This window comes from Hansschlegelia plantiphila (assembly GCF_027922265.1).
Taxonomy (GTDB): Bacteria; Pseudomonadota; Alphaproteobacteria; order Rhizobiales; family Methylopilaceae; genus Methylopila; species Methylopila plantiphila.
This window is the reverse complement of sequence record NZ_BSFI01000001.1, coordinates 64,955-83,637: the sequence shown is the minus strand read 5'-3', so window position 1 is coordinate 83,637 and position 18,683 is coordinate 64,955. Positions and strand designations below refer to the sequence as shown.

Below are 18,683 nucleotides of genomic sequence, written 5' to 3'. Positions count from 1 at the left end.
CGCGGGGAACCCCGGGCGCCTCAGGCGCTGTGGTCGCGGATGCCGTAGAAGATCAGCGCGCCGATCGCCCACGCGATGGACGAGCAGACCAGCACCAGCAGGATCATCTTCAGCCGGGCCGGATAGAGCGAGTCTTCCGGCAGATAGGGGTCCACGAAGGTCGTGAGATAGCGCGACTGGCGCTCCGCCGAGATCCGCGCCGCATCAACCGCCTGGCTCGCGGACTCGTAGCCCTTTTCGGCGAATGTGCGCTCGGTTTCGAGGTTCTCGTACTCCGCCATCGAGGCGGAGATGGGGGACGAACCCCCGGCCTTCTGGCCGATCGAACCTATCTTGGCGCGCTCCGCCTCGATGCGCGACCGCAGGGCGTCGGCCTGGTTCCGCATCACCCGGACCGTCGGCGCGTCCTTGGAGAGGAAGGACGAACTCGCCCCGAGCTCGGTTTCCTGCTTGGCGAGCTGGGCCTCGAGGTCGGCGACGATCTTATACTGCGAGTCCACCACGCTCTTGGCGTCAGGGGCGCCGCGCCGGTCGCGATAATCCTGGATCGCCTTGCGCGCGAATTTGAGCCGAAGCTCCGCGCGCGACTGTTCCTGTTTGGCCATCCGCAGCGAATCCTCGCGCGCGCGCTCGGACAGCTTGTTGACGAGGTTTTCGCTCTCGCGGACGGTCTCGCGCGCGATCTTGAGCGCGTCGTCGGGCGTGAAGGCGCGCACCGTGAACGTGATGATGCCGGTGACGGGCTCGTAATAGACCCACGACACCGTGTTCCAGTAACGCGTGAGATGCTCGACCGTGTCCTCGAAGTCGTAAGGCCGGTACTTCGCGACGAAATCGGCCTTGTCGTTCGTGTAGATCGACCGCAGATCGAGCGCGCGCTGCATGTTCGCGACGATCTGGCCGCTCTCGATGTACTGCGCGACGATGAAGCTGTCCGACCCCGTCGAGGTCATGGCGCTGCCCATGCCGGTGATCGCGCTCATCAAATCGCCGCCCCGGCTGCTCGCCTCCGCTGGGGCGCGAACGGCGAACCGGGCTTCGGCCACGTATTGCGGCGCCGCTATGAGGCCGTAATAGACGGTCGCGAGCGCCGTCGGCAGCGCGATCGACAGCAGCGCCGACAGCTTGGCGACATTGCGCCGGCGCTTGGCGCCCGCCGGGCGCGCGGGCGGGATGATGACTGCGGGTTCCGACTGAACCTGGGCGCCCCGACGCTTCGGCAGCACGCGCTGCGGCAGGGGAACGACCGTATTCGCCGGCGCCGCTCCCGCCTGCTGCTCCGCGGGTGCGCTTCCAGCGGCCATCTTCTGGCGCGCGGCCCGCTTCGCGAGACGCGCGGCCCTGGCGTCGGGCTGGGAAGAAACCAGTGAAGGAAACCTGGACTGGTCCGGGGTCGCGCCCTCGGAGACCGGCTGCTCGCCGCCGGACGGCTTCGTCCGCGACGCGCCGGATGCGGACAGCATGCTCAGGATGGAGCGCGCTCGGGCGCCGAGCTGGCTGTCCCCGCGGGAGCGTTTTGCAAGGTTGTCGCTCATGTGCGCTTGCCAGCCCTCGTCTCAACTAAGCTTCGATACACCTCGGACGCCTCAGTGATCGTATCATAGAACGTCAGGCCGCCGTGGTCGAGAACCAATCCCGCATCGCAATATCCGGCGACCTTCTCAGGGTCGGTGGTCGCCCAGACAACGCCGCCGCGGCTGATACGATCCGCGATCACGCCGTCGATCGTCGCCACGCGGGCCGCCGGAACCCTCGGAAGCTGTTCGTTGATGAAGTACCAGTCGAACTGCAGCGCGAGGGTGAGGCCCAGCGCCAACTGCCGGCGCTCCGCCACCGGATATCGCCGAAGCGCCAAGCCCTTGCGCAGCTTTATGCCGCTCAGGTCGATGGCGATCTTGGCGATGTCGGTGGCGTCGACGCCATAGATGCGTCCGAGGAAGCTAGCGTTCTGGCGGAAGGTCGAAGCGTTGTCCAAGAAGTCCTTGCTGCCGAACGGCCAGCAGGCCAGCCCGACGCGCCGTACGGAGCCCTTGTCCGGAGGTTGGATCCCCGAAAGAATGCTGAGAACCGAGGCGTTGTTCACGGCGTTCATGCCGAGCAGCGCGACGCGGCGCCGCGGCGGCAGGACGACGCTCGCCCCGGCGAGTTGCCATTCTCGTTTGCCTCGGACTTTTACGCCCTTCCAGACGTCGCGGAGCTCCAGCATTCGCCTGCGGCTATCTCGTCTGCGGCGTGCGGTTCTGCAGAGCGGGCTCGCCTGCGAAACCTGCGGCTGGGAAGAACAGGGCCACCGTAAACAAGCGGCTCCGATCGAGGTGCGCGGCGGCATGGCCGGCGCGGAACGCCTGCAGGCGCAACGTCACGCAGTCAAACGCAGGCTTTAGCGAGAAGACTTTGCGCGCCATCGGCGGTGAGCGGTCGATAATCGTATGAAAGCTGGAGATCAACTGACGGCTTATCCTGCGGTGGTTCAAGTGATCACGCGGGTGATGAGCGCGTGGATTTCGGCCGGATGATGACGCAAAGCGGCGACGCGGGCAAAGCGACGGCGAGACGGCTCCTTCGAGGCGCCGCCGTCACGCCGTCATCCGGGCCGCGCCGGCGCCGAGCGCGTCGGCGACCGCCGCGCGGATCTGGTCGAGCGAGAACGGCTTCGTCACGACATCGTGGATCAGCGCGTCGAGTCCCGCCGCCCGCTCGCGCTGGTCGGCGTAGCCGGTCATCAGCAGGATGGTGAGGCTGGGATAATCGCGGGCGGCGGCGAGCGCGAGCGCGATTCCGTCCATCATCGGCATGCGGATGTCGGTCAGCAGCAGGTCGAAGCCGCCGTCCGCCTCCACCAGCTTGTCGAGCGCGTCCGCGCCGTCGAAGGCAGGAGTGACGTCGTGCCCGTCCATCTCCAGGGCGCGGCGGACGAAACCGCGCACGGCCTCCTCGTCGTCGGTCAGCAGGATCCTGGCCATGGGGATCAACTCCTCCGGTTCGTTTCAGTCTTCGACCACCCCGACGAAGGGAAGCTGGCGGTAGGCGTGCGCGGCGTCCATGCCGTAGCCGACGACGAACCGGTCCGGGCATTCGAAACCGACGAGATCGGCGTCGATCTCGACCGCCCGCTTGCCGCCCTTGTTCAACAGCACACAGGTGATCACCCGTCGCGCGCCGCGGCTCTCCATCAGCTTGCGGGCGAATGCGAGCGTGCGGCCGGATTCGAGAATGTCGTCGACCAGCACGACGTCGCGCCCGACCACCTCGCTCTCGACGTCATGCACGATGCGCACCTGGCCGCTCGACTTGCGGCCCTCGCCGTAGCTCGACAGCGTGATGAACTCGACTTCCGGCTCGAGACCTGCGCCGTGCAGGGCGCGGATCAGGTCGGCCGCGAACACGAAACTGCCCTTGAGCACCGCGATCACGAGCAGCCGTTCAGGCGTGAGGGCCGCGATCTCCGCCGCCAGCTCCGCATTGCGGACGGCGATCGCCTCGGGTCCGTAGAGCACGCTCATGCGCCGGGTCATTCCGTCTCCTTGAGGCCGGATCAACGGCCGGCGTTCGTCGTCATGATATCTCGCCGCCCGAGAAAGCGCACGGCGACCGCCTCGCCTTCGGCGGGCGGCGAGGCGAGCCGCGCCCTGAACTGGGCTGATCCGCCCGGCGCGAGCTTCAATCGGTTGGCGATCGTGGTCCACGCGTAGAGTTCGCGATCGTCGCCGGACTTCACGGCGAGCCGAAGGCGGGGGACGTCGACCTGGCCCTGGGTCAGATTAGCGATCGAGCCGGTCACGAGCAGCAGCGGCACGCCTTCTTCGACCTGTTCGGACGACCTGACGTCGCGGATGTCGAGCCCTCTGACGTTCACGTCCAGCCCGACCGCGGCGTAGAGCGAGGCAAGCGACGGCGTCGCCCTCACGATCGTGTCGCGCTCGAACACAAGCAAAGCGAGAGCCGCGAGGCCGGCGATCGCGAAGGCCGCCGCGGGGCGGACGCGCGACGTCTTGCGAGGCGTCCTCACGGTCGGCCTTGCGGGGACCGGTTCGTTTCGTGCGGCGAAGCTGAAGACGGCGCGGCGGGCGCTCTTCGTGACGACGCTCGGCGTGACGTCGACGATACGGGGCGTCTCGACCACATCGAGCGGCGCGACGTCGTCGAGCGCCATGACCGGCGTCGCCGTCGCCGCGGCGAACCATTCCGTCGCGCAGCGGGCGCACCGCACCGTGCGGCCTTCGCTGATCGCCCTGTCGTCGAGGCGATAGCTTGAGCGGCATGACGGGCAGGTGACGAGCATGACGTCCGTTCGCTTGGGTGCGCGGGGCCTCGCGAACGCGCGAGGCGCGGCCGATCGACCCTCGCGGCTGCGGGCGCATGGCAAGCTCGCGCTCTTATCGTTAATGGCTCGTTAAAATGTGCCGGTCCACAACCGTGGATGCGGCCTGGAGGCCTCCGTCCGGGAAGGATCCGCTTATGCTTCGTTTCGAGAACGTCGGACTGCGCTACGGCCTTGGGCCGGAGGTTCTGCGCGACCTGACTTTCGCGATCGAGCCGAATTCTTTCCAGTTCCTCACCGGCCCCTCCGGCGCAGGCAAGACGTCGCTGCTCAGGCTGATGTTCCTCGCCTTGAAGCCGACGCGGGGCCTCGTGCGTGTGTTCGGGCGAGACATCCTCACGCTGCCGCAGCGGGAGCTGCCGGGCCTGCGCAGGCGGATCGGCGTGGTGTTCCAGGATTTCCGGCTGCTCGACCACATGACGACCTACGAGAACGTGGCGCTGCCCCTGCGCGTCGCCGGCCGCGACGAGTCGAGCTACCGGGCGGAGGTCGTCGAACTGCTTGGCTGGGTGGGCCTGGGCGAACGTCTCGACGCGCTGCCGCTGGTGCTCTCGGGCGGCGAGAAGCAGCGCGCCGCGATCGCCCGCGCGCTGGTCGCGCAACCCGAAATGCTGCTCGCCGACGAGCCCACCGGAAACGTCGATCCGCAACTCGCCAGGCGCATCCTCCGGTTGTTCGTGGAGCTGCACAAATCAGGCACCTCCGTCGTCATCGCCACCCATGACATCGCCTTGATGGACCTCTATGACGCCAAGCGTCTGGTGCTCCACGAAGGCAGACTGCACGTTTACGAATGAGCGCGAAGCACGGCGCGGCGCCCGCCGAACGGCGCGACGGGCGCGAGGGAGCGGCTCGGAAGCCCGCCATCCCGAAGGCGGCGGGATCGAAGTCCAAGGCCGCGGCGTCCGGGCCGACGCGCAGGATGGGGCCGATCGTTCCCGCCTCGTCGGTCTCCGGCAACACGCTCATCATGGTCATCGCCATCATGACCTATCTCGCCGCGCTGACGGTGGGGGCCGCCGACCTCGTGCGCCGGACGGCGGACGACTGGGCGCGCGACGTCGTGCGCGAGACCACGATCCAGATCCGCCCGGCCGAGGGCCGGGACATGGACGCGTCGGTCGCCCGGGCCGCCGAGATCGGACGCTCCGCCGCCGGCGTCGTCGATGTCCGGCCCTATTCCAAGCAGGAGACCGCGCGCCTGCTCGAGCCGTGGCTCGGAACCGGCCTGTCCTTCGACGACCTTCCGATCCCGCGTCTTGTGGTTCTCAGGCTGTCGGGCGAGACGCCGTTCGACGCGGTCGCCTTGAAGGAAAAGCTCGAGCGCGAGGTGCCGGGCGCGACGCTCGACGACCATCGCCGCTTCCTGGACCGTCTCGTTGCGATGGCGCGGACGATCGTCTGGCTCGGCGTCGGCGTGCTCGCCTTGATGCTGACCGCGACCGTGCTGTCGGTGGTGTTCGCGACCCGCGGCGCGATGGCGGGCAACCGCGACATCGTGCAGGTGCTGCATTTCGTCGGGGCCCGCGACGGGTATATCGCCGGCCAGTTCCAGCGGCGGTTCCTGCGGCTCGGTCTCAAGGGCGGGCTCGCCGGAGGGATCGCGGCGTTCCTGACATTCATGGTCGCGGGCTTCACGGCCGAACAGGGGGTGGGCAGCGCCGCGGTCGACCAGATGGACGCGCTGTTCGGCCGCTTCCAGGTCGGCGCCTCGGCCTATGCCGGCGTCGTCGCGATCGTTTTGCTGATCGCGGCGCTGACCTCGATCACCTCGCGCGTCACTGTGTACCGGACGCTGAGGGCGATGAATTGAGCGCCGCCCGATCGCTCGCCGAGGCACGGTCGCCTGTCGCCGATCTTGCGGCGGCCGGCGACGAGGCGCAGTCTCGGGGCTTCAGACGGCGTCGCTGACATGGGCATGCAAGCGAATCTGGTCCAACGCGAAGCGGCCCAACGTCGGCCCCCATCGCCGCGGACAGGAGGGCTGCGGCCGCTGCTGCTGCTCTGCTTGGCGGCGGCGCTCATTGCGCTCGCTGGCTTCGTCGGCTTCGTGCGGATGGTGCCCGACGGCGAACAGGCGCCGCCGCCCCGAGGTGATGGAATCGTCGCGCTGACGGGCGGCGCCGAGCGCCTGTCAGACGCTCTGAGGCTGCTCGCCTCCGGGCGCGGTCGGCGTCTGCTGATCTCCGGCGTCCACCCCGAGACCACCGAGAGCGAACTCGCGCGCGCCCAGCCCGATTACGCCGCCTTCGCGCGGTGTTGCGTCGATCTCGGGCGGCGCGCGCTGAACACCGCGGGCAACGCCGTCGAAACCCGTCGCTGGGCTGACGGGCACGGGTTTCACTCGCTCATCGTCGTGACTTCGGGCTATCACATGCCGCGCACGCTGATGGAGCTCGCCCGTGAAATGCCGAACGTCGAGTTGATTCCCTACGCCGTCGTGACCGAACGGCTGCGCGACGTGCCGTGGTGGCGCGATTGGCCGACGGCGCGGCTGATGGTCGGGGAATACGTCAAATACGTCGCCGCGCTCGTACGCGTCCGGCTCGCGCCGCGTCTTGCGAAGCCGGAAGCGACGGCCGAGAGGCGGGCGGCGTCGCCCAGCTGCTGCTCCTGAGCGCTCAGGCCGAGAGCCGGTCGGCCTTGGAGGCCGAGACGGCGCCGCGGCGCGCCGGCCGCGTGGTGCTGTGGCGCTCGATGGCGTTCACGGTCGCGATGGCGCTCCATATCTGTCTGACGGCGGTCGTCAGCGGACCGGCGGTCCTGCTGATGTCACGCCGCCGGGCTCTCCGCATCGGCAAGTGGTGGGCCCGTTCCACTCTCGCTTTGCTCGGCTGGATGGTCGGGACCCGGCTCGAGATCCGTGGCCGTCACAACATCCCGCAGGGCGCTGCGATCGTCGCGGTCAAGCACCAGTCCGCGCTCGAGACCTTCGCGCTGACGCCGGAGCTGCCCGACCCCGCCTTCGTGCTGAAACGCGAGCTCACCTGGATTCCGTTCTTCGGCTGGTTCCTCAAGCGCCTGGACATGATCGCGCTGAACCGCGCCGCGGGCGGGGAGGCGCTGCTCCAGCTCATCGAGCAGGCGAATCGCGCGGTCCAGGCAGGCCGCCAGATCGTGATCTTTCCGGAAGGCACGCGGCGGCCCGTCGGCGCGCCGGCGCAGTACAAGTCCGGCGTCGTCCATCTCTATGACCGGTTGAACATCCCCTGCGTGCCGGTCGCGATCAACACCGGCGTGTTCTGGCCGCGCCGGGCGGCGCGCCTCCGTCAGGGGGTTGCGGTCATCGAGTTTCTGGAGCCGATCGCGCCCGGACTCGGGCGCGCGGCCTTCGAGCGCGCCATGCGGGAGCGGATCGAGACCGCGAGCGACGCGCTCGCCGCTGAGGCTCTAGGCCTGGCGCCGCCCGCTCCATCCCAGCGGACCGCCGCGGCGCAGGCGCGGTAACTTGACAGGGGAGTATGTGAAAACCCCTAGTGACGTTGATCGCGATGCGGAGTGATTCGCTGATGCCGACGCTTGAGCTGAACGATGTCGAGGCGCTGATCGAGAGCGTCGCCTCGGCCTCTCCGCCCCTCGCAGGCGCCGAGGACGACGGGCTGGCCGCGGTCGCTCGTGAAGCTGGCTTCGGCGACCGCTACCGGCTTTGGCGCGGCCGGTCCGGCCGCCGCTACCTCGTGACGGTGATGCCGCTCGGCGAGGCGATGCGCGTCGAGAACGGCGTCGTGATGCTGGTGGCGATCGCCGCCGACGGAAGCCGGGAGATCATGTGGGCCGGCGAAAGCGGCTCCGCGCTGCCGGGCCTTGCGCTCGCTCCGGGCGTGCGGATCGAGGCGCATGTGCATCTGCTCGCGGTCAGCGACGAATCCCGCGCCGAAGCGCTGTCCGACCTCGTGAACGACACTCAGACCTATTCGTCGGTGCTCACCGTCAGGGCGGCGGCGAGCCACGAGAGCGTCGGATCGGCCACGCCGAGCCGTTCGAGCTCGCGGGCGGTGTTCACGACGTAATCGGGATTCGGGCCGGCGAGGCCGACCCGGCCGACGATACGGGACAGCGTCTCCTCCGGCGACAGCAGGCCGACATACTGCCTGTGCGTGCGGTCGACCACGTAGGCCACGGCCGGCACCACGCGCCCGTCGGGAAGCGCCGTCGGCAGCATCTTTTCGACATAGACGTGGGTGACAAGCTCGCGCTCACGCAGATAGGCGAGCGTGTCGGCGACGCGCGGCGCCTCCACCCGGTAGGCGACGCCCCGGCAGGAGCCGCCTTCGTCAAGCCCCAGCACGAGCCCGGGCAGTTCAGGAGTGCCGCGATGGCGGTGCGATTCGATGCAGAGCGCCCGGTGGTAGCCGTCGACGTCCGCGGGCGTCGATTCGACGGCCTCGAAGCCCGGCCGCCACATCAGCGATCCGTATGCGAATACCCAGAGGTCGACGTCTGTCGGGATCATAGGCGGGGCTCGGGCGGTGCGCTTGACGGCGCAGGGCGCTCATGCGTCGGGTATCAGCCCCGCCGCCGGGCGGCAAGAGTCGGCGCCGCGCCGCAAGAAGAATACGGGAATGCGCGATGAGTGAGCCTGCAGTTTCCGCGCCGACCGCGTCCCGTCGGACCCGCTGGCTCGTGCTCGCGCCGACCCTGCTGCTGCTTGCGCTCGCCGGCGGCTGGTCGGCCTTCTGGTTTTACGCCGCCCACAGGGCGGACGCCGCGATCGACGTCTGGCTCGCCCGCGAGGCGTCGCACGGCCGCGTCTACGCCTGCGACAAGCGCACGCTGCGCGGGTTCCCGTTCCGCGCCGAACTGGTCTGCGACGGCGTGACGGCTAAGGCGCCGGCCGATGGCGGACCTGTCGTGATGACCGCCCCCCGCTTCACCGCGGTGGCGCAGGTCTATGATCCCAACCGGGTGATCGGCGAGCTCGACGGTCCCGTCGCCATCACCATGGCCGACGGCCGCAGGGCCGACCTCAGCTTCGCGCTGGCGCAGGCGAGCATGGCGATCTCTTCGGGCAAGCGTTTCGAGCGCGCCTCGATCGAGATCGACGCGCCGCGACTTGTCTCAGGAGCCGACGAGATCGCTGCGGCGAAGGCGCTCCAGCTCCATATGCGCCGGACGCCGGACGCTCCCGAGGGCTCCTACGACTTCGCGCTCAAGCTCGACGACGGGGGTTCCCCCATGCTCGATCTGCTGCCGGTCGGCTCGGGTCCGGTTTCCGTCGAACTGCAGGCCCGGGCGAGCGGCCTCGAAGACCTCAGGCCGCAGCCGACGTCGGAGCGCCTGCGCGCCTTCGCGGAAGCCGGAGGCCGGGTCCATGTGGCGCTGGCGCGGGTCTCGCGCGGCGAGGTCGCGGCGGAGGCGAGGGGCGACCTCGGCCTCGACCCGCAGGGCCGCGTGGATGGCGGCGGCGACGTGGTGGCGCGCGGCGTCGACGGGCTGGTGCAGGGCTTCATCGCGGGCGGCAAGAAGACCGCGCTCGCCTCGCTGCTCGGGGTCGGCGCCCAGCTCCTCGGCGCCCAGACCCAGCTCGACGGCCAGCCGGCGACGAGCTACCGGGTCTCCATCGAGCGCGGCAAGGTCGCGATCGGCCCGATCAAGGTCTACAAGCTGCCGTCGGCGTTCTGAGGGCTGAGACGACGAAAGGCCCGCCTCACGCCTCCGGCAGACCGCGGACCTTGGCGGCGCTGTCGATGAACCCCTTCGTCGTGGCGATCAGCTCCGGCACGTCGAGCAGGAAGGCGTCGTGGCCCTTGTCGGTCGCGATCTCGACGAAGCTGACGTTCGCGGCCGCCGCGTTCAGGGCGTGCACGATCTGGCGAGACCCCTCCGTCGGGAACAGCCAGTCGGAGGTGAAGGACACCACGCAGAACCGGGTCTTCGTGTCGCGGAAGGCGTTGGCGAGCGACCCGCCATGGTTCGCCGCGAGATCGAAATAGTCCATCGCCCGGGTGACGTAGAGATAGCTGTTGGCGTCGAACCGTTCGACGAAGCTCGCGCCCTGATGGCGCAGATAGCTCTCGATCTGGAAGTCGGCGTCGAATCCGAAGGAGCGCGCGTCGCGGTCCTGCAGATTGCGGCCGAACTTTCGCTGCAACGCCGGCTCGGACAGATAGGTGATGTGCGCCGCCATGCGCGCCACCGCGAGACCCTTGCGGGGGATCGCGCCCTCGAGCAGATAGCGCCCGCCGCGCCAGTCTGGGTCGGCGGTGATCGCCTGCCGACCGACTTCGTCGAATGCGATGTTCTGCGCCGAATGCTTGGCCGCGGTCGCGATCGGCAGCGCCGAGAACACCCGTCCCGGATGGCTCGACGCCCATTGCAGCACCTGCATGCCGCCCATCGAGCCGCCGGCCACGCAGAACAGGTCGGGAATGCCGAGATGATCGATCAACGCCGCCTGAGCGTCCACCATGTCGCCGATCGTGACCATCGGCAGATTGAGGCCGTAGGGCTCGCCGGTGGCGGGATCGGTCGAGGCCGGGCCCGTCGTGCCCATGCAGCCGCCGACGACGTTCGAGCAGATGACGAAGAAGCGGTTGGTGTCGATGGGCAGTCCCGGACCGATCATGGTCGACCACCAGCCGGGCTTGCCCGTCAGCGGATGAATGTTCGCGGCGTGCTGATCGGCGGTCAGGGCGTGGCAGACCAGCACCGCGTTCGAGCGGTCGGCGTTCAGCACGCCGTAGGTCTGGTAGGCGATCCGGAGCGGCGCGAGGATCGAGCCGGATTCAAGCGTCAGCGGCTTGGCGATGGCGGCCACCGCCGAGCGCGGATGGTCCGCCTCGCGGCGCGCCGCCGCGTTCACGGAAAGCTCGATCATCGCCTCGTTCATGGGTCGAAGGGTGAAGCCCGTGGGCGCTGCGCTGTCAACGGTTTCGGACGTCACGCTGGCGCCTCCTGCGTCGCCCGCCGCCCGCCTTCGCCCTCGAGCATGGGCTTGGCGGCCGTCAGCTCCGTGGCCATGACGTCGAGGAAGGCCCGCACCCGCGGCGACTGCCGGAGGTCGGGATGCGTCAGCAGCCAGAGATCCGAGGCGAAGGAGGGGACCGGCGGACCAAGCCGCACGAGCGCCGGCCGGACGTCGCCGATGAAGCAGGGCAGGTGGCCGATCCCGAGACCTGCCTCCACCGCCTCCGCAAGGCCGAGCACGGTGTTCGCGCGGTAGCGTATGTTCGCCTCCGGCGCATTGGCGCGCACGAACTTCACCACCTTCATGGCCGCGAGCTCGTCGCCGAGCGAAACCCATGTCCGGCCGCGCAGCTCCTCGATGCCGGGGGGCGAGGCGGCGTCGGGAAAATCTTCGGCGCGGCCATAGAGCGCCCAGGCGATGCGGGCGACGCGCCGTCCGACCAGATTTTCCGGCGGGTTGTCGGTCGCGCGGATCGCGACGTCCGCGTCGCGCTTGGAGAGGTTGAGCGACCCGTTGCCGATGACGACGTCGAGACGGATGTCCGGGCATGAGTGCTGGAAGCGCGCGAACAGCGGGGTGAGCAGATGGACGAGCAGGCTGTCGTTGGTCGCGACCCGCAGGTCGCCGGCGGGCGATATCGCCCGGCCCTCGACGCGCCGCGCGAAGGCGGTGATCTTCTCGTCGATCTCGGCCGCGACCCGGGTCATCTCCTCGCCGGCGGGGGTGAGCGCGTAGCCCGTCCGCCGCCGCTCGAACAGCGTCGCGCCGATGGCGCCCTCGATCTGGCCGAGCCTGCGGAACACCGTCGAATGGTTGAGCCCGAGCGCCGCGGCGGCGCCTGGCATGCCGCGGGCCTCCGCGATCGCTTTCACAAGCCGGAGGTCGTCCCAGGCCAGCGATTTCAGAAGATCACCCAAGGCGACGCCTCGTTTTCGAACGACGAGCGTTACGATAGGCGGATACGGCCGGCGGGCGAGGGGAAACTGGCTGCGTCCGGGCAAGGAATTCCGGCGTCGGCGCAGGCCGCGCGTCCGCGGCGGACAGGCGACGTTCGCTACGGCGCGCCGGCTGGCTTCGCGGCCGCCCGCGCCTTCAGCCACTCCGCCGACACGGGCGACGCCTCGCTGAGCGGCAGCGAGGTCTGGTGGACCGAGCCGTTCCAGCCCTCCAGCGTCAGCCAGAGCTCGGCGTCGGGCGCGGTCCCGTCGGGAACGGGCAGGTCCGCCGCCATCCGGTAGGGCGATCCGGTGAAGATCACGCCGGGAGCCGATTCCGGCGGCCGGCCGATCGCGATATAAGCGGCGCGCACCTCGGTCACGGCGGGGCCCGTCAGCGCGAGTTCGAAGGTCTTCACGGTCTGCGGCGTCTCGTGCGGTCCCGGCGGCGTCAGCTCGTGCTCGGCGAGCCGCACCGTCCATGGGCCGGCCGTCCGCTCGCCGATCTCGCGGGAGCCGAGCCCGCTCTCCCCGGAATGAAGCGCGACGCTCGCGAGATAGTTCGGCAGGCAGGCGAGCGGCACGACGACCATCAGCGCGCCGAGGTGGAAGCGCCATTTCAGCCACCAGTGGGAGACCGGGGCCCGCCTCGTGGTCGCGCTCATTCGGCCGGCTCCGGGAAGGCGGAGGTCGAGCGAACCGCCCGGACGAGCTTCGCGGTCGCCTGCGCGGTGCGCTTCGTCCAGATCATCATGCCGGAGAACACCATCGCGGTGAGCGTCAGCCCGAAGGCGAAATAGGCGAGCTTCAGCCAGAGGCCGCCGAAATCGCCGACATGAAGCGGCCGCATGCTTTCGGTCACGAGCTCCAGCCCCGTGAGGTCGGAAATCTTCCGCGCGCCCGCCAGCTCGTAGGTGTAGGGGTTCACGCTCGCCTTCTCGTCGAGCAGCGGAAACGCGCCGCGCCCCTGCATCGTCATCGTGGCGTAGGCGTCGCCCGGCGTCCGGATGTAACGCGGTTCGAAGCCCGGCAGGCTGCGCCGCGCCGCCTCGATGGCGCGGTCGACGCTCAGCCGGTCCGGCCGCGGCCCGGTCGGGACATGCTCGCGCGCGACGACGGCCGGCGCGCCCTCCGTCGAGATCGATACGCCGGAATCCCACAGCGCCGCCTCGATCAGGAACCAGAGCGCTGACAGCGAGATGATGGCGATGAACGGGATCGACCACACGCCGGCGAGGCGATGCAGGTCGCCCCAGAAGATGCGGGCGCCGTTCGCGGTCCGGAGCCGCGGATTGAGATAGCCGCGCCAGAACTTCTTGTAGACCACGAGCCCGGTGATCAGAGAGCCGAGCAGCGGCAGCGAGAGCATTGCGACCAGATACCAGCCGATCGCGAAGCCGCCGCCGCTCCACGGCGTCAGCAGCCAGCCGTGCAGCGCCCGGATGAACTGGGGAAAGTCGAAGCCGCTGCGCTCGCCCTGGATCGCGCCTGTGTAGGGGTCGACGTGGAGATGGACCGAGACGCCCTCCGGGGTCGTCGCGTCGAAGGTCGTGGCGAAGCCCGACGCGGTCGGCGGCGTGATGTCTTCGACGGCGACGCCTGGGCGCTGGCGCTCGATGGCGTCGAGCAGGGCGTCGTAGCCGAGCGGCTTCGCGTCGTCCGACGGCGCCAGGGCGCGCATGCCGGGGTCGACCAGCCACATGATCTCATGGCTGACGGTCGCGATCGTCCCGGTCAGGCAGACGAAGAACAAAAACGCCCAGATCGGCAGCGCGAGCCAGGAATGGACGAGCAACCAGACGCGCGACGAGGAGCCCTTCTTCGCCATGCCTGAGAAGCCGCCTCCCGCCGATGCGCCAGCGGCACCGTCGCGAAGCAATAGGCAAAGTCAAAGAGCCAAGCAACGCCAGTTGTTTGGAGTTATTCCAGGGTTCGGTCACGGTTGCGCTACGCGCCCAGCGTGAGCGCCGCCCGGTCAGCCGGAGACGTCGTCTGACGACGACGTCGCCGCTTACTCCGCCGCGATCGCCTCGTAACGGCGGGGCAGGTCGAGCTCGCTCCAGACCGCGTCGAGCGCGCGGGCGAGGCCGCGGATCAGCGCGTCGTCATGAGCCGGCGAGGGCGAGATCCGCAGCCGCTCGGTGCCGCGCGGCACCGTCGGATAGTTGATCGGCTGAATGTAGATCCCGTGGTCCGACAGCAGCAGGTCGGTCGCGGCCTTGGCCTTTTCCGGGCAGCCGACGAGCACCGGAACGATGTGCGTCTCCGACGGCATCACCGGCAGGCCGCGGGCCGCGAGCGCGATCTTGGTCTTCAGCGTCTGGCTCTGGTGCCGATCGCGCTCGACTTGGCTGGTCTTGAGATGGGCGACCGAGGCGCACGCGGCGGCGGCGATCGCCGGCGGGATCGCGGTGGTGAAGATGAAGCCCGGCGCGTAGGAGCGGATCGCGTCGATGATCGGCTTCGACGCCGCGACATAGCCGCCGATCACGCCGAATCCCTTGGCGAGCGTGCCCTCGATCACGTCGACGCGGTGCATCACCCCGTCGCGCTCGGCGATGCCGCCGCCGCGGGGGCCGTACATGCCGACCGCGTGGACCTCGTCGAGATAGGTCATCGCGCCGTATTTCTCGGCGAGGTCGCAGATCGCGCCGATCGGCGAGACGTCGCCGTCCATCGAATAGACGCTCTCGAAGGCGATGATCTTGGCGCGGTCGGGGCCGGCCTCCTCGAGCAGGCGCTCGAGGTCGTCGAGGTCGTTGTGCTGGAACACCTTGCGGGCGCAGCCCGAGCCGCGCATGCCGGCGATCATCGAGGCGTGGTTCAGCGCGTCCGACAGGATCAGGCAGTTCGGCAGCAGCCGGGCGATCGTCGAGATCGAGGCCTCGTTCGAGACGTAGCCGGAGGTGAAGACGAGGCCCGCCTCCTTGCCGTGGAGGTCGGCGAGCTCGTTCTCGAGCATCACGAGCGGGTGGTTGGTGCCGGCGATGTTGCGGGTGCCGCCGGCGCCCGCGCCGACGCGATTCGCGGTCTCGGTCAGCGCCGCCAGCACCTTCGGGTGCTCGCCCATGCCGAGATAATCGTTGGAGCACCAGACCACGACGTCGCGCGGACCGTCCGGCGCATGCCATGTGGCGTGCGGGAATTCCCCCGCACGGCGCTCGAGATCAGCGAAGACACGGTAGCGCTTCTCGGTATGAAGCTGTTCGACCGCGCTGCGGAAAACATCGTCATAGATCATTGTGGCGTCTCTTCCCGCGCACTTGATAATCATTCTAGCCCTAAATGTCCCGCCAAGAAGCCCGCCGAGCGACAGAAGGCCGCAAGAAATTCCGCATGGCTGACCTGCTCGACAGCGAACTCCGCCGACCGGGCCTTGCGTCTCAAGGAGATGCGGCCCCGACAGCCTCCGCAGGCATCGGCGTCAGACCTTCGACGGGGGCCTCGCGCCGGACAGGTCCGAAGCTTCGGCGAACCCCGCAGCGTCGCGACGAGACCAGCGTCGCGACGAGACCGAGGGCCGGCGTCGCCCCGCGGAGGTCGCCGAACTGCGCATGCGACCCTCAAGGCGGGCGAAGGCGCTTCGCAACGCGCGCCGCGTCCTGATATGACCGCCGCGACACGTCACGATACGACCGGAGCCGGCAATGTCATCGATGCGCCTGATCGTCGCCGGAGCCGCCGGCCGGATGGGCCGTTCCCTCGTCCGCGCGATCTCCGAGACGGACGGCGTCGAACTCTCGGGCGCGTTCGAGCGGCCGGGCAGTCCGGCGCTCGGCAAGGACGCCGGCGAACTCGCAGGCGTCGGCCCGCTCGGCGTGGCGATTTCGGACGATCCGCTTTCGCTCGTCGTCGAGGCTGACGGCGTCCTCGACTTCACCACGCCCGACGCGACTGTCGCCCTGTCGGAATTCGCGGCGCAGGGGCGAATTGTCCACGTCATCGGCACGACCGGGCTCGACGAGCCCCATCTCGCCCGGCTCGACGCCGCCGCCCGTCACGCCGTCGTCGTGCGGTCCGGCAATATGAGCCTCGGCGTCAACCTGCTCGCCGCGCTGGTGCGCCAGGCCGCGGCCGCGCTCGGGCCGGATTGGGACATCGAGGTGCTCGAGATGCACCACCGCGCCAAGGTCGACGCGCCGTCCGGCACGGCGCTGCTGCTCGGCGAGGCCGCCGCCGAGGGCCGCGGAATATCGCTCGCCCAGAACGCGGTGCGCTCGCGCGACGGCCACACCGGCGCACGGGTGGAAGGCACGATCGGCTTCGCCAGCCTGCGCGGCGGCTCCGTGGTCGGCGAACACACCGTCATCCTCGCCGGCGCCGGCGAACGGGTGGAGCTCGGCCACCGCGCCGAGGACCGCATGATCTTCGCGCGCGGCGCGGTGAAGGCGGCGATCTGGGGTTTCCGGCGCAAGCCGGGGCATTACTCGATGGCCGACGTTCTCGGTCTCACAGGGGTCTGAGCAAAAGCTGCGGTGCAATCCGCCCGCGGCTGCGCTAAGGGATCGCACATCCCGGCGTCCCCGGGCCGTCCTCCAGGAGCTGAACAGCATGAAGCGTCGCCTCGTCCTCGTCCGTCATGGCCAGAGCGAGTGGAACCTCAAGAACCTGTTCACCGGCTGGAAAGACCCGGATCTGACCGAGCGGGGCGTCGAGGAGGCGAAGGAGGCCGGCCGAAGGCTGAAGGCCGAGGGGCTCAGCTTCGACATCGCCTTCACGTCGAAGCTGATCCGCGCCCAGCGCACCAACCAGCTGATCCTTGCGGAGCTCGGGCAGCGCGGCCTCAGGACGATCGAGGATCAGGCGCTCAACGAGCGCGACTACGGCGAACTCACCGGCCTCAACAAGGACGACGCGCGCAAGACCTGGGGCGACAGCCGCGTGCTGCTGTGGCGCCGCTCCTATGACGTGCCCCCGCCCGGCGGCGAGAGCCTCAAGGACACCGTCGCCCGCACGCTGCCCTATTTCGTCCGCGAGATCCTGCCGCACGTGCTGAACGGCCGGACCACGCTGGTCACCGCCCACGGCAACTCGCTGCGGGCGCTGATCATGACGCTGGAGCGGCTGACCCCCGAGGAGCTTGTGCAGCGTGAGCTCTTCACCGGCGCGCCGATCGTCTACGAGATCAACGCCGACTCGACCGTGGCGTCGATGAAGGATCTCGCCGGCCCCTCGACCGACGAAATTCAGTAGGCCGGCCGGCGAGACCAAATCGCGCGATAGAAAATATCTGATTGGCGGACCGCCGGACGCAGCGCATCATCCTTTCAAATGGTGCATCTGGCGAATGCAGGCTGGCGCAGGCCGCTCAGGACCGTGGTCATCGCGGCGGCGCTGGCGCTTTTCTCCGGCGCCGGCTCAGCCTCCGCCGGAGACGCTCCCCAGCCGGGCGGGTCGCCAGCGGCGACCAGCGGCGACGCGCGCGCCGATCCGAAGCCGACCGACCCCGCGCAAAATGCGGCGCCGGACAGGGCGGCCCTCTGCGGCGGCGTCGATCTGGTCCGCGCGCTGAAGCTGAGCGACCCCGCCGGTTTTGACCGGTTCGAAAGCGCGGCCCGTTCGGTCGCCAACGGGCAGGGTCTGCTGTGGCGGATCGAGGGCCAGGGCTCCAAGGTCTCGTATCTCTTCGGCACGATGCATTCGAGCGAGCCGGTGGCGCGCAGCTTCGACGACCTCGTGCTGCGCGCGCTCGGCCGCGCCCGCGTCGTCGCGACCGAGCTGCCCGGCGCGAGCTCTCGCCGGGTCGCCGCGGAGCTCCGCCGCCTCGTCGGCAACCGCTCGTTCCGCCCGGAGGGCAATTCGCTCGGCGCGCTGCCGGACGACGTCCGCCCGCAGGTCGAGGCGCGCCTCGGTCAGGCCGGCATTCCGCCGGCTGTCGCCGAGCAGCTCCAGCCCTGGTATCTCGCGCTGTCGCTGTCGCGCTCGAACTGCGTGCCGGCGAGCGCTGGGGTCGACGTCGAGACCGCGGACGGGCGGATCGAGCGCCTCGCGGTCGAGCAGGGCGCGCAGCTGGTGGGCCTCGAGACGCCGGTGGAGCAGGTCGAGGCCCTGGCCTCGGTGCCCGACGACGTCGCGCTTCGCATGCTGCGCGACGCCACCGTCAAGCGGCTGCGGCCGGAAGACGTCGAGAGCACGATCACCGGGCTCTATTCGACGCGCCGTATCGGCTATCTGCTCGCGATGCGCGGCCCGGCCTGGTCGGGCGTGTTCGACGTCGACGGCTACGCCGATTTCATCTCCGCCTTCATCACACGGCGCAACCACACCATGCTGCAGCGCGCGCTGCCGATCCTGGCCACGGGAAACGCCTTCATCGCGGTCGGCGCGCTCCATCTGCCGGGCGAGAACGGACTGGTCGAGCTGATCCGCCGCGCTGGGTTCTCGGTGACGCGGATCTGGTGAAGGGGCGCCCCTCCGGCGTCATGCCCGCGTCTTCGCGGGTATCCACGACTTGGATACGCTGAAGGAAGTCGTGGATACCCGGCTGCGCCGGGCATGACGGGAGCGTAAAGGTCCGCCT

General features: G+C 69.5%; 21 protein-coding genes. 9 read left to right on the top strand and 12 right to left on the bottom strand.

The window, feature by feature from the left end:
• Positions 1–20: 20 nt before the first annotated feature.
• The 6 genes from PKE75_RS00390 to PKE75_RS00365 all read right to left on the bottom strand — a co-directional run bounded on the left by PKE75_RS00390 (position 21) and on the right by PKE75_RS00365 (position 4,282).
• Positions 21–1,535 (bottom strand): KpsE/RkpR family capsule polysaccharide export protein, encoded by a 1,515-nt coding sequence (locus tag PKE75_RS00390; RefSeq protein ID WP_271166707.1) that lies wholly within the window; start codon positions 1,533–1,535, stop codon positions 21–23.
• The gene (locus PKE75_RS00385; protein ID WP_271166706.1) at positions 1,532–2,092 is read right to left on the bottom strand and encodes a P-loop NTPase family protein; all 561 of its coding nucleotides are present in this window, start codon (positions 2,090–2,092) and stop codon (positions 1,532–1,534) included. The genes PKE75_RS00390 and PKE75_RS00385 overlap by 4 nt, the downstream gene beginning before the upstream one ends.
• Positions 2,093–2,216: 124 nt before the next feature.
• Positions 2,217–2,447 (bottom strand): hypothetical protein, encoded by a 231-nt coding sequence (locus PKE75_RS00380; RefSeq protein WP_271166705.1) that lies wholly within the window; start codon positions 2,445–2,447, stop codon positions 2,217–2,219.
• 129 nt (positions 2,448–2,576) lie between these two features.
• Positions 2,577–2,963: a response regulator gene (locus PKE75_RS00375; RefSeq protein WP_271166704.1), complete on the bottom strand. Its 387-nt coding sequence runs from the start codon at positions 2,961–2,963 to the stop codon at positions 2,577–2,579.
• 24 nt (positions 2,964–2,987) lie between these two features.
• Positions 2,988–3,515 carry a hypoxanthine phosphoribosyltransferase gene (gene hpt, locus PKE75_RS00370; protein ID WP_271166703.1) on the bottom strand — a complete coding sequence of 176 codons (528 nt, stop codon included), beginning with the start codon at positions 3,513–3,515 and terminating at the stop codon, positions 2,988–2,990.
• Between the two features lie 20 nt (positions 3,516–3,535).
• A complete protein-coding gene (locus PKE75_RS00365) occupies positions 3,536–4,282 on the bottom strand; it encodes a zinc-ribbon domain-containing protein (protein ID WP_271166702.1) in 747 nt (248 codons plus the stop codon).
• Positions 4,283–4,458: 176 nt separating this feature from the next.
• On the opposite strand from PKE75_RS00365, the gene ftsE reads away from it, so the two are divergent.
• From ftsE to PKE75_RS00340, 5 genes are all read left to right on the top strand, one after another.
• Complete coding sequence (gene ftsE, locus PKE75_RS00360; protein ID WP_271166701.1) at positions 4,459–5,118, top strand: cell division ATP-binding protein FtsE; 660 nt, start codon at positions 4,459–4,461, stop codon at positions 5,116–5,118.
• Entirely contained in the window at positions 5,115–6,134 is a 1,020-nt protein-coding gene (locus PKE75_RS00355; RefSeq protein ID WP_271166700.1) for a cell division protein FtsX, read from the top strand. The genes ftsE and PKE75_RS00355 overlap by 4 nt, the downstream gene beginning before the upstream one ends.
• Before the next feature lie 105 nt (positions 6,135–6,239).
• Positions 6,240–6,938: a YdcF family protein gene (locus PKE75_RS00350; RefSeq protein ID WP_271166699.1), complete on the top strand. Its 699-nt coding sequence runs from the start codon at positions 6,240–6,242 to the stop codon at positions 6,936–6,938.
• Positions 6,939–6,964: 26 nt separating this feature from the next.
• Positions 6,965–7,768, top strand: a complete 804-nt coding sequence (locus tag PKE75_RS00345) for a lysophospholipid acyltransferase family protein (protein ID WP_271166698.1) — start codon at positions 6,965–6,967, stop codon at positions 7,766–7,768.
• A 62-nt stretch (positions 7,769–7,830) separates the two neighbouring features.
• The gene (locus PKE75_RS00340; protein WP_271166697.1) at positions 7,831–8,331 is read left to right on the top strand and encodes a hypothetical protein; all 501 of its coding nucleotides are present in this window, start codon (positions 7,831–7,833) and stop codon (positions 8,329–8,331) included.
• On the opposite strand, the gene PKE75_RS00335 is transcribed toward PKE75_RS00340, so the two are convergent.
• Positions 8,232–8,774 carry a gamma-glutamylcyclotransferase gene (locus PKE75_RS00335; RefSeq protein ID WP_271166696.1) on the bottom strand — a complete coding sequence of 181 codons (543 nt, stop codon included), beginning with the start codon at positions 8,772–8,774 and terminating at the stop codon, positions 8,232–8,234. The genes PKE75_RS00340 and PKE75_RS00335 overlap by 100 nt on opposite strands.
• A gap of 116 nt (positions 8,775–8,890) precedes the next feature.
• On the opposite strand from PKE75_RS00335, the gene PKE75_RS00330 reads away from it, so the two are divergent.
• Positions 8,891–9,943: a DUF2125 domain-containing protein gene (locus tag PKE75_RS00330; protein ID WP_271166695.1), complete on the top strand. Its 1,053-nt coding sequence runs from the start codon at positions 8,891–8,893 to the stop codon at positions 9,941–9,943.
• A 25-nt stretch (positions 9,944–9,968) separates the two neighbouring features.
• On the opposite strand, the gene metX is transcribed toward PKE75_RS00330, so the two are convergent.
• The 5 genes from metX to hemA form a co-directional block, all read right to left on the bottom strand.
• Positions 9,969–11,138 (bottom strand): homoserine O-acetyltransferase MetX, encoded by a 1,170-nt coding sequence (gene metX, locus PKE75_RS00325; protein ID WP_428979087.1) that lies wholly within the window; start codon positions 11,136–11,138, stop codon positions 9,969–9,971.
• Positions 11,139–11,200: 62 nt separating this feature from the next.
• Complete coding sequence (locus tag PKE75_RS00320) at positions 11,201–12,145, bottom strand: LysR family transcriptional regulator (protein ID WP_271166694.1); 945 nt, start codon at positions 12,143–12,145, stop codon at positions 11,201–11,203.
• Between the two features lie 137 nt (positions 12,146–12,282).
• On the bottom strand, positions 12,283–12,828 hold the full coding sequence (locus tag PKE75_RS00315; protein ID WP_271166693.1) for a thiamine pyrophosphate-binding protein: 546 nt from the start codon (positions 12,826–12,828) through the stop codon (positions 12,283–12,285).
• Positions 12,825–13,991: a PepSY-associated TM helix domain-containing protein gene (locus tag PKE75_RS00310; RefSeq protein ID WP_271166692.1), complete on the bottom strand. Its 1,167-nt coding sequence runs from the start codon at positions 13,989–13,991 to the stop codon at positions 12,825–12,827. Before PKE75_RS00310 ends, PKE75_RS00315 begins: the two co-directional genes overlap by 4 nt.
• A gap of 183 nt (positions 13,992–14,174) precedes the next feature.
• A complete protein-coding gene (gene hemA, locus PKE75_RS00305; protein WP_271166691.1) occupies positions 14,175–15,404 on the bottom strand; it encodes a 5-aminolevulinate synthase in 1,230 nt (409 codons plus the stop codon).
• A gap of 406 nt (positions 15,405–15,810) precedes the next feature.
• On the opposite strand from hemA, the gene dapB reads away from it, so the two are divergent.
• The 3 genes from dapB to PKE75_RS00290 all read left to right on the top strand — a co-directional run bounded on the left by dapB (position 15,811) and on the right by PKE75_RS00290 (position 18,565).
• Positions 15,811–16,626, top strand: coding sequence for a 4-hydroxy-tetrahydrodipicolinate reductase (gene dapB, locus PKE75_RS00300; protein WP_271166690.1), 816 nt, complete (start codon positions 15,811–15,813; stop codon positions 16,624–16,626).
• Positions 16,627–16,714: 88 nt separating this feature from the next.
• Positions 16,715–17,356, top strand: coding sequence for a 2,3-bisphosphoglycerate-dependent phosphoglycerate mutase (locus PKE75_RS00295; protein ID WP_271166689.1), 642 nt, complete (start codon positions 16,715–16,717; stop codon positions 17,354–17,356).
• Between the two features lie 78 nt (positions 17,357–17,434).
• Positions 17,435–18,565, top strand: coding sequence for a TraB/GumN family protein (locus PKE75_RS00290; RefSeq protein WP_271166688.1), 1,131 nt, complete (start codon positions 17,435–17,437; stop codon positions 18,563–18,565).
• Positions 18,566–18,683 lie beyond the last annotated feature (118 nt).

What these genes read in the sequence shown, in the direction of transcription:
- PKE75_RS00335 (WP_271166696.1), bottom strand. Translation starts at nt 8,774, where the DNA reads ATGATCCCGACAGACGTCGACCTCTGGGTATTCGCATACGGATCGCTG.
- PKE75_RS00375 (WP_271166704.1), bottom strand. Translation starts at nt 2,963, where the DNA reads ATGGCCAGGATCCTGCTGACCGACGACGAGGAGGCCGTGCGCGGTTTC.
- metX (WP_428979087.1), bottom strand. Translation starts at nt 11,138, where the DNA reads ATGATCGAGCTTTCCGTGAACGCGGCGGCGCGCCGCGAGGCGGACCAT.
- hpt (WP_271166703.1), bottom strand. Translation starts at nt 3,515, where the DNA reads ATGACCCGGCGCATGAGCGTGCTCTACGGACCCGAGGCGATCGCCGTC.
- PKE75_RS00340 (WP_271166697.1), top strand. Translation starts at nt 7,831, where the DNA reads ATGCCGACGCTTGAGCTGAACGATGTCGAGGCGCTGATCGAGAGCGTC.
- PKE75_RS00310 (WP_271166692.1), bottom strand. Translation starts at nt 13,991, where the DNA reads ATGGCGAAGAAGGGCTCCTCGTCGCGCGTCTGGTTGCTCGTCCATTCC.
- PKE75_RS00330 (WP_271166695.1), top strand. Translation starts at nt 8,891, where the DNA reads ATGAGTGAGCCTGCAGTTTCCGCGCCGACCGCGTCCCGTCGGACCCGC.
- PKE75_RS00365 (WP_271166702.1), bottom strand. Translation starts at nt 4,282, where the DNA reads ATGCTCGTCACCTGCCCGTCATGCCGCTCAAGCTATCGCCTCGACGAC.
- hemA (WP_271166691.1), bottom strand. Translation starts at nt 15,404, where the DNA reads ATGATCTATGACGATGTTTTCCGCAGCGCGGTCGAACAGCTTCATACC.
- PKE75_RS00355 (WP_271166700.1), top strand. Translation starts at nt 5,115, where the DNA reads ATGAGCGCGAAGCACGGCGCGGCGCCCGCCGAACGGCGCGACGGGCGC.
- PKE75_RS00350 (WP_271166699.1), top strand. Translation starts at nt 6,240, where the DNA reads ATGCAAGCGAATCTGGTCCAACGCGAAGCGGCCCAACGTCGGCCCCCA.
- PKE75_RS00290 (WP_271166688.1), top strand. Translation starts at nt 17,435, where the DNA reads ATGGTGCATCTGGCGAATGCAGGCTGGCGCAGGCCGCTCAGGACCGTG.
- ftsE (WP_271166701.1), top strand. Translation starts at nt 4,459, where the DNA reads ATGCTTCGTTTCGAGAACGTCGGACTGCGCTACGGCCTTGGGCCGGAG.
- PKE75_RS00385 (WP_271166706.1), bottom strand. Translation starts at nt 2,092, where the DNA reads ATGAACGCCGTGAACAACGCCTCGGTTCTCAGCATTCTTTCGGGGATC.
- PKE75_RS00315 (WP_271166693.1), bottom strand. Translation starts at nt 12,828, where the DNA reads ATGAGCGCGACCACGAGGCGGGCCCCGGTCTCCCACTGGTGGCTGAAA.
- dapB (WP_271166690.1), top strand. Translation starts at nt 15,811, where the DNA reads ATGTCATCGATGCGCCTGATCGTCGCCGGAGCCGCCGGCCGGATGGGC.
- PKE75_RS00390 (WP_271166707.1), bottom strand. Translation starts at nt 1,535, where the DNA reads ATGAGCGACAACCTTGCAAAACGCTCCCGCGGGGACAGCCAGCTCGGC.
- PKE75_RS00295 (WP_271166689.1), top strand. Translation starts at nt 16,715, where the DNA reads ATGAAGCGTCGCCTCGTCCTCGTCCGTCATGGCCAGAGCGAGTGGAAC.